The organism is Pseudomonas sp. KCJK8993, from assembly GCF_046230915.1.
GTDB classification, from domain to species: domain Bacteria; phylum Pseudomonadota; class Gammaproteobacteria; order Pseudomonadales; family Pseudomonadaceae; genus Aquipseudomonas; species Aquipseudomonas piscis.
On the sequence record NZ_JBJJLO010000088.1, the window covers coordinates 12,891 to 28,232 of the forward strand.

The window sequence follows — 15,342 nt, forward strand, 5'->3', positions numbered from 1 at the left end:
GCTCGGCCAGGTGTGCGTTGGTCCGGTTCAGGCGCTGGGCTGGGCCAGCCGGCTCACCAGGAAGTCGATGAAGGCCCGGGTCTTCTGCGGCACTCGCCGGGCCGAAGGGTAGACCACGTTGATGCTGATGGGCGGCGCCTGCCACTGGCACAGCACCGGCACCAGGCGTCCTGTCTCCAGGGCCTCTTCGACGATGAAGTCCGGCAACAGGGCGATCCCCATTCCAGCCTCCGCCGCCTGGGCCAGCAGGTCGCCATTGTTGGCATGCAGGGGGCCGGTCACATGCACCCGCTGGGTATCGCTGCCATGGCTCAACTGCAGGCTGACGCCACTTTGCAGGTAGCCGTAGCCGAGAAACCGGTGGCTGACCAGGTCCTTGGGCTGGAGCGGCACGCCGGCGCGTTCCAGGTAGGCGGGGGAGGCCACCATGATCCGTGGCACCGGCGCCAATTGGCGGGCCACCAGGGAGGAATCCGCCAGGCTGGCGATCCGCAGGGTCACGTCGAAGCCGCCGCGTACCGGGTCCACTTGCTGGTCGCTGAGCACCAGTTGCAACTCGATCAGCGGATGCAATTCATGGAACAGCGGCACCAGTGGCCCGAGCCGGCGCAGGCCGAAAGACATCGGCGCATTGACCCGCAAGACTCCGCGCAGCTCGGCGCTACCGTCCCGGGCTCGCTGCTCGGCCTCGTCCACCGCTGCCAGCACTTCGCGAGCGGACTCGTAGTATTCGGCGCCGGTCTCGGTTAAGTGCAGGCTGCGGGTGGTGCGTTGCAGCAGTTGCACACCGAGGCTTTCCTCCAGGGCCTGGATCTGTTTGCTGACCTTGGAGCGGGGCACGTCCATGGCCCGCGCCGCAGCGGCAAAACCGCTTTCGTCGACAGTGGTGACGAAGGCGCGCATGCATTCGATACGATCCATGATTGTCCCTGTTTTAGAATCAATGATTCTCGATTTTAGGGAATTGTTCCTGTTTCAGCCAGAACCTAGATTAACCACCAAGCCGGCCCCACAGGGCGTCTTCAGCGCCATCAGCCGGTCATGTTCGCCCCTCACTCTGACTGCAAAAGGAACGCGCCATGTCCATTCGTGAATTGCTCACCCCGAACAACTCGGCCCTGATCCTGATCGACCACCAGCCGCAGATGGCTTTCGGCGTGCAATCGATCGACCGCCAGGCCCTGAAGAACAACACCGTGGCCCTGGCCAAGGCCGCCAGGATCTTCAACGTACCGAGCATCCTCACCTCGGTGGAGACCGAGAGTTTCAGCGGCTACATCTGGCCGGAGCTGCTGGCAGTGTTGCCCGAGCAACAGCCCATCGAACGGACCTCGATGAATTCCTGGGAGGATCGCCACCTGGTGGCGGCCGTGCAGGCCACCGGGCGCAAGAAACTGGTGATGGCGGCGCTGTGGACCGAGGTCTGCCTGACCTTCCCGGCCCTGGAGGCGCTGGCCGAGGGCTATGAGGTGTACATCGTCACCGATGCCTCCGGCGGCACCAGCCAGGAAGCCCACGACATGGCGGTGCAGCGCATGGTCCAGGCCGGCGCGGTGCCGGTGACCTGGCAGCAGGTGCTGCTCGAGTACCAGCGCGACTGGGCCCGCAAGGATACCTACGACGCGGTCATGGCCCTGGTGCTGGAGCACAGCGGTGCCTATGGCATGGGTGTCGACTATGCCTACAGCATGGTGCACAAGGCTGGGCAGCGCCGGCTGTAATGGCTCGCCAGGCGGTGCCCCCGGGCACTCGCTGGATATCGTGCAGCAGGGCGCGCCCCTGCTGGTCGCTCAATGTGCTGGCAGTGCGGAGTCGCAGATGAATATTGAACTTACCGACGGCGTGGTCACCCTGCTGGTGCGCCACCGCATCAAGAAGGGGCAGGAGCAGGCCTATGAGACCTGGCTGCGCCAGATCATCGCCAAGGCCCGCAGTTATCCGGGGCACCTGGGGATCGATGTGGTGCGCGGCCACAGCGGCGGCCTCGGGCTCTTCACCAGCGTGCTGCGCTTTGCCAGCACCGAGCAGTTGCAAGACTGGCTGGACTCCGACGACCGTCGGCAACTGGTGCAACAGGCCCAGCACCTGCTGGCCGATGGCGACCAGACCGAGGTCAATGTCGAGCGCGAGTTCTGGTTCACCCCCCAGGACAGCGCCGCGCCGGCCCCGCCGCCGCGCTGGAAGCAAGCCTGCGTGACCTTCCTGGTGATCCTGCCGCTGACCTTCCTGGTGCCACAGCTGTGGAAGCCGCTGTTCGCCTGGCTGCCCTGGCTCGGCGGTTACGTGCAGGCCAATGTGCTGATCACCCTGAGCATCGTGCTGCTGGTGGTCTACGTTTTCATGCCTCGGGTCACCCGCCTGTTCAGCCGCTGGCTGCAACCGCGCGGCGCGGCCTGAACCTTTTCGCCTCAATCGGAGCCATGCCATGAACCACAACGCAATTGCCGATCTGATCCTGTTCAACGGCCGCCTGCACACTGTGGACCGGGCCAACCCCCGGGCCACGGCCGTGGCGATCAAGGACGGGCGCTTCATCGCCGTGGGCGACGATGCCCAGGCCATGGCCTTGCGCGGCAGCACCACCCAGGTCATCGACCTCAAGGGGCGTACGGTGATCCCCGGGCTCAACGATTCGCACCTGCACCTGATCCGCGGTGGCCTCAACTACAACCTGGAGCTGCGCTGGGAAGGCGTGCCATCGCTGGCCGATGCCCTGCGCCTGCTCAAGGAGCAGGCCCAGCGCACCCCGGCGCCGCAGTGGGTGCGGGTGGTGGGCGGCTGGAACGAATTCCAGTTCGCCGAAAGACGCCTGCCGAGCCTGGAAGAGTTGAACCAGGCGGCACCGGATACCCCGGTATTCGTCCTGCACCTGTATGACCGCGCCTTGCTCAACCGCGCCGCGCTGCGGGTGGTGGGCTACGATCGCAACACGCCGAACCCGCCCGGCGGCGAGATCGTCCGCGATGGCAACGGCAACCCCACCGGCATGCTGATCGCCCGGCCCAACGCGATGATCCTCTACGCCACCCTGGCCAAGGGGCCCAAGCTGCCCCTGGAGTACCAGGTCAACTCCACCCGCCAGTTCATGCGCGAGCTCAATCGCCTTGGGGTCACCAGTGCCATCGATGCGGGTGGCGGCTTCCAGAACTACCCGGACGACTACCAGGTGATCGAGCAACTGGCGGCCCAGCAGCAATTGACGGTGCGCATCGCCTACAACCTGTTCACCCAGAAACCCAAGCAAGAACTGGCGGACTTCAAGAACTGGACCGGCAGCGTGCGCTACGGCCAGGGCGATGACTTCCTGCGGCACAACGGGGCAGGGGAGATGCTGGTGTTCTCCGCCGCCGATTTCGAGGACTTCCTCGAGCCGCGCCCCGATCTGCCCCAGGACATGGAGCAGGAGTTGGAACCGGTGGTTCGCCATCTGGTGGAGCAGCGCTGGCCGTTCCGCTTGCATGCGACCTATGACGAGTCCATTTCGCGCATGCTCGATGTTTTCGAAAAGGTCGACCGCGATATCCCCTTCAACGGCTTGCCCTGGTTCTTCGACCATGCCGAGACCATCAGCCCGCGCAATATCGAGCGGGTCCGGGCCCTGGGCGGTGGCATCGCGATCCAGGACCGCATGGCCTTCCAGGGCGAGTACTTCGTCGACCGCTATGGCGCCAAGGCGGCCGAGATGACCCCGCCGATCCAGCGCATGCTCGCCGAAGGCATTCCAGTGGGCGCCGGTACCGATGCCACCCGGGTCTCGAGCTACAACCCCTGGACCTCGTTGTACTGGATGGTCAGTGGCAAGACCGTCGGTGGCCTGGCGTTGTACCCCCAGGGCCTGGACCGCGATACCGCACTGGAGCTGTATACCCACGGCAGCGCCTGGTTTTCCTCGGAGCAGGGCAAGAAAGGCCAGCTCAAGGTCGGGCAACTGGCGGACCTGGTGGCCCTGTCGGCGGACTACTTCAGCGTCGAGGAAGAAGCGATCAAGTGGATCGAATCGCTGCTGACGGTGGTGGACGGCAAGGTGGTGCACGCTGCCGGCGACTTCCACTCGCTGGCGCCACCCAGCTTGCCCGTGACGCCGGACTGGTCGCCGGTGGCCAAGGTGCCAGGGCACTGGAAGCCTGCCGCGCCGTTGTCGGCTCAGTTGCACCAGTGCAGCGGTCCTTGCGCGGTGCATGCCCACGGGCACGAGCGGGCTCGCCTGGCCAAGGTGCCGGTCAGCGATTTCCAGGGCTTCTGGGGCGCGTTTGGCTGCTCGTGCTTTGCCTTTTGAACCCAGCCGATAAAAGGGCGGCAGGACGCTGCGGCGTGCTGTCGCCTGCTGGCTGGACATTCGCGGGAGGCAAGTGTTTCAGCCTTCACCAGGCGCGGCATACGCCTGTTCGATATGACCGATGTTCTTGTTCAGGATTGGCTTGGAAATGCGCAGGATCAGGGACTCGACATGCTTTGGAAAGTCTCGCCATTCTGAGCTGCCGACATCGTAGGCAGAAATGTAGCGCACCAGTTCATAGCGTTTCTCGGGCTTCTTCTTGATGCCCGCGGGGAACTGGATGTGCACATCCCGGCGTATGGCCGAATAGGTTTCATTGAGTAGGTTGGTGGCTTTGCCGAGATAGATGAGGTTGGCCATCGAGTCATAGAACGCATAGATGCCGGCCCGGTCTTCGTGTCCTTTGAACAGGACCTTCAACTGCTTCATCACCGGTTGATCCGGCTTGAACTCGGCGAATTCGATCACCGACTGGAATTCAGGCGTGAAGGCGCATTGAATGAAGTACTCGACGGTGAGGTGCTGGGGCTGGCATTGGCCTGAGCACCAGTTCTCGATCTGCTTGATGCTGTACCCGGTACGGGAGCAGGCAGTTTCAATACTTCCTGAGTAATACTGTTCAATGATGTAACGCAAGACACCGCTGCGATCAGTCACACAAAGTCCTTTTTTAAGGTTCGACTTGGCTTTCGAATATCGTGCCTGGTGGTGACATCAAGGCTTCAGTGAATACGGCAGCCCTCTTTGCCAACCGCCTGGCCGATTTGAGCGGGGCGATGCTACTAATTAGCCATCAGGCTGTCCAGTTGCCGGGTGATCGTGTTCATGAACCGCGATGAGTGAGTTGGAAGATGTTGTTCGGATTAATTGCGGCCAATAAAAAGGGGCGCTGAAAGTTCAGCGCCCCCTGTTGTTTCATATCGAGATGAAACTTGTCTCAACAAAACCGATCGATGACCCGAACTTCCGAGTTGCCGCGCAACGATTGCCATTCGGTCTTCAGGGTCTCCAGGACCCGGCCGATGAAGTCCTTGTCGGCGGCGGCTTTCTTGCCGACGTAGCCCTGGCCGCGGCGATACATCTTCAGGCGGGCCGCCAGCTCTTGGTTGTTACGGTCGAACTCTGCTTCATGGCTATGGGGCGACAGGCAGTCGATATGCACTTGGCCCGACTTGGCAATCCACAGGATGTGGCTGTCATGGCTGTCTTTACGTGCGGCGAACATACGTGCCAATTCATCAATAGTGGGTTGGTTGTTAAGATTCATTTGTAGCCCCCTTGACCATTCATCGATCTATCTAAGTTGTTTCGCTAATTCATCTTGCTACTTCGGTAAGTTGAACCCTGATACCGGAAACAGGGCGACAGAGGGTGTCTGTCGGATACAGATAAGGCCCAGAGCCTGATGTGTGTAGTCACCTTGATCAACTGCTACGCACAGAGCGTCACAACGATAGAAAAGCAGCATGAACCTGGATGAAGCTGCCGACATTCCCACCATCGGCCACAAGCATCTTGAAGAGTTCTCGCCGGCTTTCCCGTCGAATCGCGGACGGTCAATGCCAGGTCAGTTTCATCAATCTGCCTTGTGGGCAGTACACATCCGGGTCGACAGCTCGGCGGTCAGACGAGCTTGCTCATGACACCTTTGCCTCATCCCCCGATCAGGGGGACGCCTGCATCATGCAAGGGCGCAATTCGCTCGTCAACGGTTTTGTAGTGAAAATTTTCAAGCACTACATATTGTCCGACAAAAGCCGTAACGCCATCATCCAGGCCCCCAAGCAAGGCCGGGACAGGTAGAATCGGCGCCTTGAATCGGCTCTGAGGTTGCAACGGTGGATGTACAACAAGGCTTCGTCCTGACGCGACACTGGCGCGATACGCCAGCGGGCACGGAAGTCGAATTCTGGCTGGCTACCGACCAGGGCCCGCGCCATCTCCGCTTGCCGCTGCAGACCTCCGTGGCGTTCATCCCGGCCGTGCAGCGGCCCCAGGCCGAGCGCCTGCTGGCCGACGATTCGGATGTCGAGCTGCGCCCCCTGCAACTGCGTGATTTTCACCAGCGCCCGGTACTGGGGTTGTATTGCCCGCAGCACAACCAGTTGATCCGCCTGGACAAGACGCTGCGTCGGGCCGGGGTCGAGGTGTTCGAAGCCGATATCCGCCCGCCGGAGCGCTACCTGATGGAGCGCTTCATCACCGCGCCGGTCGAGTTCAATGGCCAACCGGGGCCGGACGGGCTGCTGCTGCTGGACGCGCAGATGAAACCCGCCGCCGACTACCGCCCGCAGCTGCGCCTGGTGTCCCTGGATATCGAGACCAGCGAGCGCGGCGAGTTGTATTCCATTGCCCTGGAGGGCTGTGGCCAGCGCCAGGTATACATGCTCGGCAAGCCCCGCGCCGACGACAGCGCGGTGGACTTCGACCTCGAGTTCTGCGCCAGCCGCGAGCAATTGCTGGAGAAGCTCAACCAGTGGTTGGCCGAGCACGACCCCGACGCGATCATCGGCTGGAACCTGGTGCAGTTCGACCTGCGAGTGCTGCATGAGCATGCCCGGCGCCTGGCGGTGCCGCTGCGCCTGGGCCGGGGGGGCGAGGAGATGCACTGGCGCGAGCACGCCACCCACAACCATTACTTCGCCTCGGCGGCGGGGCGCTTGATCATCGATGGCATCGAGGCCCTGCGCTCGGCCACCTGGAGCTTCCCGTCCTTCAGCCTGGAAAACGTCGCCCAGACCCTGCTCGGCGAGGGCAAGTCGATCGACAACCCCTACCAGCGCATGGACGAGATCAACCGCATGTTCGTCGAGGACAAGCCGGCCCTGGCCCGCTACAACCTCAAGGACTGCGAATTGGTGACGCGAATCTTCGCCAAGACCCAGCTGCTGACCTTCCTCCTGGAGCGCGCCACCGTCACCGGCTTGCCGGCCGATCGCAGTGGCGGCTCGGTGGCGGCCTTCACCCACCTGTACATGCCGCTGATGCACCGCCAGGGTTTCGTCGCCCCCAATCTCGGCGAGCTGCCACCCCAGGCCAGCCCCGGCGGGTTCGTCATGGATTCGCGGCCCGGCCTCTATGAATCGGTGCTGGTGCTGGACTACAAGAGCCTGTACCCCTCGATCATCCGCAGCTTCCTGATCGACCCGGTGGGCCTGGTGGAAGGCCTGCGCCAGAGTGACGAACAGCATTCGGTGGCGGGTTTTCGCGGGGCGCGTTTCTCCCGTACCCGGCATTGCCTGCCGGCCATCGTCCAGCGGGTGGCCGAGGGCCGGGAAGCGGCCAAGCGCGAGCACAACGCGCCGCTGTCCCAGGCCCTGAAGATCATCATGAACGCCTTCTACGGCGTGCTGGGCTCCAGTGGCTGCCGCTTCTTCGATCCGCGCCTGGCCTCGTCCATCACCTTGCGCGGGCACGAGATCATGGCCCGTACCCGGCAGTTGATCGAGGCCCAGGGTCACCAGGTGATCTATGGCGATACCGACTCCACCTTCGTCTGGCTCGGTAGCACTCACGACGAGGAGCGCGCCGGGCAGATCGGCCGGGCCCTGGTGGCCCATGTCAACCAGTGGTGGCGCGATCACCTGCGCGAGCAGTACGGCCTGGAAAGCGCCTTGGAGTTGCAGTTCGAAACCCACTACAAACGCTTTCTGATGCCCACCATCCGCGGCGCCGAGGAGGGCAGCAAGAAGCGCTACGCCGGCCTGGTACAGCGCGCCGATGGTAGCCAGGAGATGGTCTACAAGGGCCTGGAGACCGTCCGTACCGATTGGTCGCCGCTGGCCCGGGAGTTCCAGCAGGAGCTGTATCGGCGGATCTTCCACCGCCAGCCCTACCAGGACTATGTGCGCGACTACGTGCAGCGCACCCTGGCTGGCCAACAGGACGATCTGCTGATCTACCGCAAGCGCCTGCGCCGGCCCCTGGACGACTACGAGCGTAACGTCCCACCCCATGTCCGCGCGGCGCGCCTGGCCGATGACTACAACCGTGAACAGGGCCGGCCGTTGCAATACCAGCGCGGTGGCTGGATCAGCTACGTGATCACCCTGGCCGGCCCCGAGCCCTTGGAGAACCGCCGCGCCGCCATCGACTACGAGCACTACCTGACGCGCCAGTTGCAGCCAGTGGCGGACGCCATCCTGCCGTTCGTGCAGGATGACTTCTCGACCCTGGTGGGCGGGCAGATGGGCTTGTTCTGAGAGAACCCGGTACCCCCTGCGAGCTGTCAAAACGGCCAGTGAATGAGTCAGTCGTCGATGGCTTCGCCCACAAGGTGGGGGCTGTGCCTGGCGCTGTACTTCACCGTGACCGACTCGTTGTCCTCGACACTGATGGACAGGCTGGCCTGTGGGGTCCTGGCCTGGAAATGCCGGTCATCCTCGGCGCTGCTCTGCATCGTCTTGCCGTTGATGGAGACCGGCCCGTCCTGGTCGGCACCGACCGCCAGGTTGCCCGGGCAGGCGACGTCGGACAGTGGCACGCCTTCGGCACAGGCCGCACCGGACAAGTCCCTGGCCTATCGCCGGGGCGATGCGTGCGAGCGATATCGACTCCGCGCCAGTGGAGGCATCACGTCGTGGTCGGGCGCAGAAAACCGTGGACTGGCCGCCGATCAGTGTGTCAGCGTTCCAACGCCTCTTTGGGCGAGTGATAGGACGATCTCGCAGGCGGGGTCGTTTGTGTTCTATCGAACATCATCTTGTTTGGAACAAGGACGTAGCAATGTCAAAGACACTGTCAAAAGCACTGTCGGAAATCACCTGGAACTGGGCCGACCAGGCCGCACAAGCCAGTAACGCCTACCAACAGGTACAGGCTTTCAGCCACCGCTATGACCGGGGTGGCAGCGATCTGGTGAACGGCAAGCCGTCGTTCACCGCCGACCAGGCCGCGGATGCGATCCTGCGCAAGAACCTGTCCTGGCACGACAAGAACGGTGACGGCAAGATCGACCTGACCTACACCTTCCTCACCGAGAAACCCGCCAACTACAACCCGTCCCTGGGCACCTTCAGCCAGTTCAGCGCCTTGCAGAAGGCCCAGGCCGTGCTGTCGATGCAATCCTGGGCGGATGTGGCCAACCTCAGCTTCACCGAGGCGGCCAAGGGCGGCGACGGGCACATGACCTTCGGCAACTACAACGTCAGCACCGGTGGCGCGGCCTTCGCCTACCTGCCGTCCGGTGGTAGCTACGACGGCCAGTCCTGGTACCTGATCAACAGCCAGTACCGGGTCAACGAGACTCCCGGCACCGGCAATTACGGGCGCCAGACCCTGACCCACGAGATCGGCCATACCCTGGGCCTGTCCCATCCGGGTACCTACAACGCCGGCAATGGCAACCCCACCTACAAGGACGCCAGCTACGCCCAGGACACCCGTGGCTACAGCCTGATGAGCTACTGGAGTGAGAGCAACACCGGGCAGAACTTCAGCAAGGACGGCAGTGGCGCCTATGCCTCGGCACCCTTGGTGGACGATATCGTCGCGGTGCAGAAGCTCTACGGCGCCAACTACCAGACCCGTGCCGACGACACCGTGTACGGCTTCAACTCCAACACCGGCCGGGACTTCTACAGCGCCCACTCCAACAGCGACAAGCTGGTGTTCGCGGTGTGGGACGGTGGTGGCAACGACACCCTGGACTTCTCCGGCTTCAGCCATAACCAGAAGATCAACCTCAACGCCGGTGCCTTCTCCGACGTTGGCGGCCTGGTGGGCAACGTCTCCATCGCCTATGGCGTGACCGTGGAGAACGCCATTGGCGGTTCCGGCAACGACCTGCTGATCGGTAACGCCGCGGCCAACGTCCTCAAGGGTGGTGCCGGCAACGACATCCTCTACGGTGGTGGCGGCGCCGACACCCTGTGGGGTGGAAGCGGGGCGGACACCTTCGTCTTCGGCGCGGCGTCGGATTCCACCGTCAACGCGTCGGACTGGATCATGGATTTCACCAGCGGCCAGGACAAGATCGACCTCACTGGTATCGCGCAGTTCGCCACCGGCGGCGCAACCCTGAACTTCGTCAAGGCCTTCAGTGGCCATGCGGGCGACGCGATCCTCAGCTACAACGCCGGCACCCACCAGAGCAGCCTGCTGATTGATCTCACCGGTCACGGCACGGCGGACTTCGCCGTGGGTATCGTCGGCCAGGCAGCAACGACCGACATCATCGCCTGATCGATCAGGTCCAGTGGAGCGGCGCGCGATGCACCGCCTCCACTCTGTCGGCCAGGGCCCGCCACCTGTTCGGTAGCAGCGCGGCCGCCACAGGTTTCCCCGGCGCTCAGTCGCCGCCGCCGCCGCAACCACCACCTCCGCAACCACTGCTATCGCCGCCGCCATCGCTGCTGCCGCCATCGCCGCCGAAGCGCGAGCTGTCGCTGTCGGAGCCGCTGGAGGACGAGTCGTTGTCGAAGGCGCTGCTGTGCAACTCGCTGCCGCAATGGATCACCGTGCTGGTGGCGCCGCTATCGGTCAGGCGCCGCAGGGACTGGCAATCGGCGACGTAGTGAAAGCCCTGGGCGATCTTCAGCTTGGCGTCCAGGGCGAACAGCAGCGGCAGGCGGCTGGGGTGGGCGGGGTGGATGTTTTCCTCGCGGCACGCCTGCTGCCAGGTCCGGCGCAGGCCGTCGTCGCTCCGGCGCTCGGCATTCTGGCCCAGGGCCGCCGCCGGGGTGTGGTGCAGGAACTGGCCGAAGGCCTTGTGGCAGAACGCCTGGTATTCCCGGGTGTGGAGGATGAACTCGTGCCACAGATCGTCTACCACCTGGGAGGGCATCGACACATAGCGTTGGCCGCTCTTGAGGTAGGCCAGGAAGAACTGGCGCAACCCCTGGGCCACCAGCTGGCAATCCTTGAGGGTCAACTGCGGATGCCGGGTCCGCAGGGGCGTGAACAAGCCGGGCGGCAGGTTGAAGTCGCGGATGAAGGCTTCGCGGCGCAGTGCCACCAGGGCTTTCTGCCGGCGCCAGAACAACAGGGCCAAGGCCAGGGCCGCCACTGTAGGAAAGATGAACAGCATGCAAGGTCTCCAGCGCAAAAATGCCGAGACAGTGGCGCAAAGTCGCGCGTTGTTCAAGCCGCGCAGCGCTGACCCGAGGCCGCGGCGATCAGGGACAGCCAACGGAAAAACCCCAGTGGCGCAAGGCCGCGCTTCTATCCTCTGGCAGGCGCCGGTCGCGCTGGCGACCGGCCAGGGAACTCACTCCACACGGAAGTCATGTCATGAAACTCAGCATTTCCCTTGCCATGGGCCTGGCCGGCCTGTGCCTGCTGCCCCCCGTCCAGGCCGACCAAGGCAGCGATACGGTGGCCCGTCTCAACCAGCTGTACAACGACACCCGCCAGGACTGTGGCGGTCCGTCCAAGCCGGCGTTCCTCTGCTCGGGGGTGCTGTTTCGCGCCACCTGGCCCTCCACCGACTACCAGTTCTACAGCATCAGCCCGAAAAGCCAGGCCAGTGGCGGTGTCTCGGCGTCCTACCTGCGCAAGGACTCCAAGTTCCGCAAGCTGGCCTACGGCCTGCAGAGCGGCTTCATCTTCGACACCATCTTCGGCAACCCCAAGGATCACCAGGACTACGCCGTGCTGTGTTCCTTCCCCATCGATGCCGCCACCGACGATCGCCAGCAGCAAGGCTGCACCGACTCGCGGCGTACCCCGGGCAGTGTCGAGAAGTACTGCCACGAGATTGGCGTGACCACCGCCGAGCAATGGGGTGCCAACTACCGGCAGAACCGTGGCGACCATTCGCGCCAGTGCTCCTTCGACGTGCGTGACGAACGCAATGCCGCGGCCGGTCCGGCGTTCTACCAGAGCATCCGTTCCATGGCGCAGATCGCCGCCGAATCCTTCGGTACCCAGAACGAGCTGCGCCTGGCCAAGTGGGAAGAGAAGCCGCCGCAGTCGCCGTCGATCCTGGCGCTGTTCTACACCGAGGAGGCCGGCCTGGAAGGCGCGCGCCTGAACCAGATCCAGTGGTACAAGGCGGTCCAGCAATACCTGCCGGTGATCAACATGAAGTTGCCGCAGACACCCCAGCAGGAGGCGAGCTTCGTCTACGACAACAAGAAGCAGGTGATCTACCCCATCACCGAAAAGAACAGCTGCGAACGCTATGTGCAGAGCGCCACCTGGATCGAGCGGGACGACCCGGGTTTCGGCAAGAAAGTCATGACCCTGGAAGTCACCCCCACCGACTGCGGGCGCAAGGTCCAGGACAACCAGACCAACAACTTCTTCAACGAGCTGGCCAGCGACCACTACCTGGACGCCCAGTGGAAGAACAACCCGGACAACCGTGACAGTACGGTGGGCAGCATGCGCCGCCAGCTGGTCTGCCACTTCAACATCGCCCGGGACAAGCCGCAGTGGAACCTGGAGCCCTCGCGCCCCTACACCTCCAATGAGGACTCCATCGCCAAGGGCTGCAACAACACCTGAGTGACGGTTCTGCCGGCCAGGGCCGTGCCCTGGCCGGCAGCCGTGGCGATCAGTGGCGGTTGATGTCGACCTTGCGGGTTTCCCTAAGGCACAGCAAACCCACCAATAGGCTGGTCCCGGTGATCGCCACCGGGTACCACAGGCCGTAGAAGATATCGCCGGTGTACACCACCAGGGCGAAGGACACGGTGGGCAGGAAGCCGCCGAACCAGCCATTGCCGATGTGGTAGGGCAGGGACATCGAGGTGTAGCGGATGCGGGTCGGGAACAGTTCCACCATCAGCGCCGCCAGCGGGCCATAGCACATGGCGGCGATCAGGATCAGGGCCACGATCAGCGCCACCACCATGCCCTTGTTGACGTTCCGGCTATCGGCCTGTTGCGGATAGCCGGCCAGGGTCACCGCGCCACGCAGGGCCGCCTCGTCGAAACCGTCGATCTTCACCTCGCCGATGCTGACCTGCACCGGGCTGCCGGCCGGGGCGGCGATGCTGGAGTAGGGCAGGCCCTGTTTCACCAGGAAGGTCTTGACCTTGTCGCAGGGGCTGTCGAAGCGCGCCTTGCCCACCGGGTCGAACTGGAAGGTGCAGGTGGCCGGGTCGGCGGTGACGGTGATGGGCGCCTGGCGGCTGGCCTGGTCGATGGCCGGATTGGCGTAGTGGGCCAGGCCCTTGAAGATCGGGAAGTACAGCACCGTGGCCAGCAGTAGGCCGAGCATCAGCACCGGCTTGCGGCCGACCTTATCCGAGAGCCAACCGAAGAAGATGAACAGCGGCGCACCGATCACCACGCTGGCGATCAGCAAGCTGTTGGCCAGGGCCGGGTCCATCTTGAGGAACTGGGTGAGGAAGAACAGCACGTAGAACTGCGCGGCGTAAAAGGTCACCGCCTGCCCGGCGTTGATGCTGAACAGGGCGATCAGCACCACCTTGAGGTTTTCCCAATTGCCGAAGGACTCGCGGATCGGCGCCTTGCTGGCCTGGCCTTCTTCCTTAATCTTCAGGAACGCTGGCGATTCGTGCAGGCTCATGCGGATCCAGGTGGAGATGCCCAGCAGCACGATCGACAGCAGGAACGGCAAGCGCCAGCCCCAGACGTCGAACTGATCGCCAGTGAAGTAGCGGCAGGCCAGGATCACCAGCAGCGACAGCAGCAGGCCCAGGGTCGCGGTGGACTGGATCCAGCTGGTGTGCAGGCCGCGCTTGCCCTGGGGGGCGTGCTCGGCCACGTAGGTCGCGGCGCCGCCGTACTCGCCGCCCAGGGCCAGGCCCTGGAGCATGCGCAAGGCCACCAGGATGATCGGCGCGGCGATGCCGATGCTGGCGTAGTTGGGCAACAGGCCCACGGCGAAGGTGGCCAGGCCCATGAGGATGATGGTGGCGAGGAAGGTGTACTTGCGCCCGATCATGTCCCCCAGGCGGCCGAACACCAGGGCGCCGAAGGGCCGCACCACGAAGCCGGCGGCGAAGGCCATCAGGGCGAAAATGAAGGCCGTGGTGTCGTTGACCCCGGCGAAGAACTGCTTGCTGATCACCGCCGCCAGGGCACCGTAGAGAAAGAAGTCGTACCACTCGAAGACGGTACCGAGGGACGAGGCGAAGATGACTTTCTGGCTTTCCTTGCTGGTGGGCGCCACGGCCGTGGAGTCCATCGCTTGAGCATGTTCCGACATATCGATATCCCTCACAGTGATTGTTTTTGTTGTTCCACTGTCGGCGCCAGTCATGGCGTCGCTATCTGCATCTTTTCGCAGTCCTCGCTCCTGCCAGGGTGGGGTCAGGCGGGGGAGGCGGTTTGTTTTTCCGGGGCAGGGCTCCTTGTGGTCGTGGCCAGAATCAGTTCGGCGGCCTTCTCGGCGATCATCAGGGTCGGCGAACAGGTATTGCCGGAGGTGATGCGCGGCATGATCGACGCGTCGGCGATGCGCAGCCCGGCGATGCCGCGTACCCGCAACTGGGCGTCCACCACGGCCTGGGTGTCATGGCCCATGCGGCAGGTGCCCACCGGATGGAAGATGGTGGTGCCGATCTTCGCCGCGGCTTCATGCAATTGCTCCTGGCTTTGCAATGACGCACCGGGCAGGTACTCGCTGGGCCGGAATGCTTGCAGGGCCGGGGCGGCGACGATGCGCCGGGTCAGGCGGATAGCGTCGGCGGCCACTTGCAGGTCCTGCGGATGGCTCAGGTAGTTGGGTTGGATCAGCGGCGCCTGGCCTGCGTCCACGGAACGGATCTCGACCCGGCCACGGCTTTGCGGGCGCAGGTCGCAGACCGAGGCGGTGAACGCCGGGAAGTCATGCAAGGGTTCGCCGAAGCGTTCCAGGGACAGCGGCTGCACGTGGTACTCGAGGTTGGCGGTGGCCTGCTCGGGGCTGGAGCGGGCGAAGGCGCCGAGCTGGCTGGGAGCCATGGACAGCGGGCCGCTGCGGTCGTACAGGTAGCGCAGGCCCATGCCCATCTTGCCCCACAGGCTGCCGGCGATCTGATTCAGGGTGCGGGCGTTGTCCAGCTTGTAGATCAGCCGCAGTTGCAGGTGGTCCTGGAGGTTGCCGCCGACCCCGGGCAGGGCGCGGGCGCCTCCGATGCCCAGACCACGCACCCTCCTCGCCGGGCCGACGC

Annotated in this window: 14 protein-coding genes; 7 read left to right on the plus strand and 7 right to left on the minus strand. The window is 64.0% G+C overall.

The window, feature by feature from the left end; genetic code table 11:
- Positions 1-27: 27 nt before the first annotated feature.
- Complete coding sequence (locus ACK6AU_RS23220) at positions 28-921, minus strand: LysR substrate-binding domain-containing protein (protein WP_409301638.1); 894 nt, start codon at positions 919-921, stop codon at positions 28-30.
- A gap of 158 nt (positions 922-1,079) precedes the next feature.
- Between ACK6AU_RS23220 and ACK6AU_RS23225 the strand changes: the two genes are divergently transcribed.
- The 3 genes from ACK6AU_RS23225 (at position 1,080) to ACK6AU_RS23235 (ending at position 4,276) form a co-directional block, all read left to right on the plus strand.
- Positions 1,080-1,721, plus strand: a complete 642-nt coding sequence (locus ACK6AU_RS23225; RefSeq protein WP_409301640.1) for a hydrolase — start codon at positions 1,080-1,082, stop codon at positions 1,719-1,721.
- Positions 1,722-1,818: 97 nt separating this feature from the next.
- A complete protein-coding gene (locus tag ACK6AU_RS23230; RefSeq protein WP_068586832.1) occupies positions 1,819-2,397 on the plus strand; it encodes an antibiotic biosynthesis monooxygenase in 579 nt (192 codons plus the stop codon).
- Positions 2,398-2,425: 28 nt separating this feature from the next.
- Complete coding sequence (locus ACK6AU_RS23235; RefSeq protein WP_409301642.1) at positions 2,426-4,276, plus strand: amidohydrolase; 1,851 nt, start codon at positions 2,426-2,428, stop codon at positions 4,274-4,276.
- Positions 4,277-4,354: 78 nt separating this feature from the next.
- On the opposite strand, the gene ACK6AU_RS23240 is transcribed toward ACK6AU_RS23235, so the two are convergent.
- The gene (locus ACK6AU_RS23240; protein ID WP_185700248.1) at positions 4,355-4,933 is read right to left on the minus strand and encodes a hypothetical protein; all 579 of its coding nucleotides are present in this window, start codon (positions 4,931-4,933) and stop codon (positions 4,355-4,357) included.
- 280 nt (positions 4,934-5,213) lie between these two features.
- Positions 5,214-5,543, minus strand: a complete 330-nt coding sequence (locus ACK6AU_RS23245; RefSeq protein ID WP_185700249.1) for a hypothetical protein — start codon at positions 5,541-5,543, stop codon at positions 5,214-5,216.
- 199 nt (positions 5,544-5,742) lie between these two features.
- Between ACK6AU_RS23245 and ACK6AU_RS23250 the strand changes: the two genes are divergently transcribed.
- Positions 5,743-5,919 (plus strand): hypothetical protein, encoded by a 177-nt coding sequence (locus tag ACK6AU_RS23250; RefSeq protein ID WP_409301645.1) that lies wholly within the window; start codon positions 5,743-5,745, stop codon positions 5,917-5,919.
- A gap of 195 nt (positions 5,920-6,114) precedes the next feature.
- On the plus strand, positions 6,115-8,478 hold the full coding sequence (locus ACK6AU_RS23255) for a DNA polymerase II (RefSeq protein ID WP_409301647.1): 2,364 nt from the start codon (positions 6,115-6,117) through the stop codon (positions 8,476-8,478).
- A gap of 47 nt (positions 8,479-8,525) precedes the next feature.
- Here the strand turns inward: ACK6AU_RS23255 and ACK6AU_RS23260 are convergent, their stop codons facing one another.
- Positions 8,526-8,786, minus strand: coding sequence for a hypothetical protein (locus ACK6AU_RS23260; RefSeq protein WP_409301649.1), 261 nt, complete (start codon positions 8,784-8,786; stop codon positions 8,526-8,528).
- A gap of 215 nt (positions 8,787-9,001) precedes the next feature.
- Between ACK6AU_RS23260 and ACK6AU_RS23265 the strand changes: the two genes are divergently transcribed.
- Positions 9,002-10,459 (plus strand): serralysin family metalloprotease, encoded by a 1,458-nt coding sequence (locus ACK6AU_RS23265; RefSeq protein WP_409301651.1) that lies wholly within the window; start codon positions 9,002-9,004, stop codon positions 10,457-10,459.
- A gap of 106 nt (positions 10,460-10,565) precedes the next feature.
- Here the strand turns inward: ACK6AU_RS23265 and ACK6AU_RS23270 are convergent, their stop codons facing one another.
- Positions 10,566-11,303: a glycine-rich domain-containing protein gene (locus ACK6AU_RS23270; protein ID WP_409301653.1), complete on the minus strand. Its 738-nt coding sequence runs from the start codon at positions 11,301-11,303 to the stop codon at positions 10,566-10,568.
- Positions 11,304-11,506: 203 nt separating this feature from the next.
- Here ACK6AU_RS23270 and ACK6AU_RS23275 point away from each other — a divergent pair, with 203 nt between their 5' ends.
- A complete protein-coding gene (locus tag ACK6AU_RS23275; RefSeq protein ID WP_409301655.1) occupies positions 11,507-12,724 on the plus strand; it encodes a DUF2599 domain-containing protein in 1,218 nt (405 codons plus the stop codon).
- Positions 12,725-12,773: 49 nt separating this feature from the next.
- On the opposite strand, the gene ACK6AU_RS23280 is transcribed toward ACK6AU_RS23275, so the two are convergent.
- Together ACK6AU_RS23280 and ACK6AU_RS23285 are read right to left on the minus strand one after the other, a co-directional pair.
- Positions 12,774-14,396, minus strand: a complete 1,623-nt coding sequence (locus ACK6AU_RS23280; protein ID WP_409301657.1) for an MFS transporter — start codon at positions 14,394-14,396, stop codon at positions 12,774-12,776.
- 104 nt (positions 14,397-14,500) lie between these two features.
- On the minus strand, positions 14,501-15,342 hold an 842-nt coding region (locus tag ACK6AU_RS23285; protein WP_409301659.1), incomplete at its 5' end, for a GMC family oxidoreductase.

What these genes read in the sequence shown, in the direction of transcription:
- ACK6AU_RS23265 (WP_409301651.1), top strand. Translation starts at nt 9,002, where the DNA reads ATGTCAAAGACACTGTCAAAAGCACTGTCGGAAATCACCTGGAACTGG.
- ACK6AU_RS23270 (WP_409301653.1), bottom strand. Translation starts at nt 11,303, where the DNA reads ATGCTGTTCATCTTTCCTACAGTGGCGGCCCTGGCCTTGGCCCTGTTG.
- ACK6AU_RS23225 (WP_409301640.1), top strand. Translation starts at nt 1,080, where the DNA reads ATGTCCATTCGTGAATTGCTCACCCCGAACAACTCGGCCCTGATCCTG.
- ACK6AU_RS23250 (WP_409301645.1), top strand. Translation starts at nt 5,743, where the DNA reads ATGAACCTGGATGAAGCTGCCGACATTCCCACCATCGGCCACAAGCAT.
- ACK6AU_RS23275 (WP_409301655.1), top strand. Translation starts at nt 11,507, where the DNA reads ATGAAACTCAGCATTTCCCTTGCCATGGGCCTGGCCGGCCTGTGCCTG.
- ACK6AU_RS23280 (WP_409301657.1), bottom strand. Translation starts at nt 14,396, where the DNA reads ATGTCGGAACATGCTCAAGCGATGGACTCCACGGCCGTGGCGCCCACC.
- ACK6AU_RS23230 (WP_068586832.1), top strand. Translation starts at nt 1,819, where the DNA reads ATGAATATTGAACTTACCGACGGCGTGGTCACCCTGCTGGTGCGCCAC.
- ACK6AU_RS23220 (WP_409301638.1), bottom strand. Translation starts at nt 921, where the DNA reads ATGGATCGTATCGAATGCATGCGCGCCTTCGTCACCACTGTCGACGAA.
- ACK6AU_RS23235 (WP_409301642.1), top strand. Translation starts at nt 2,426, where the DNA reads ATGAACCACAACGCAATTGCCGATCTGATCCTGTTCAACGGCCGCCTG.
- ACK6AU_RS23245 (WP_185700249.1), bottom strand. Translation starts at nt 5,543, where the DNA reads ATGAATCTTAACAACCAACCCACTATTGATGAATTGGCACGTATGTTC.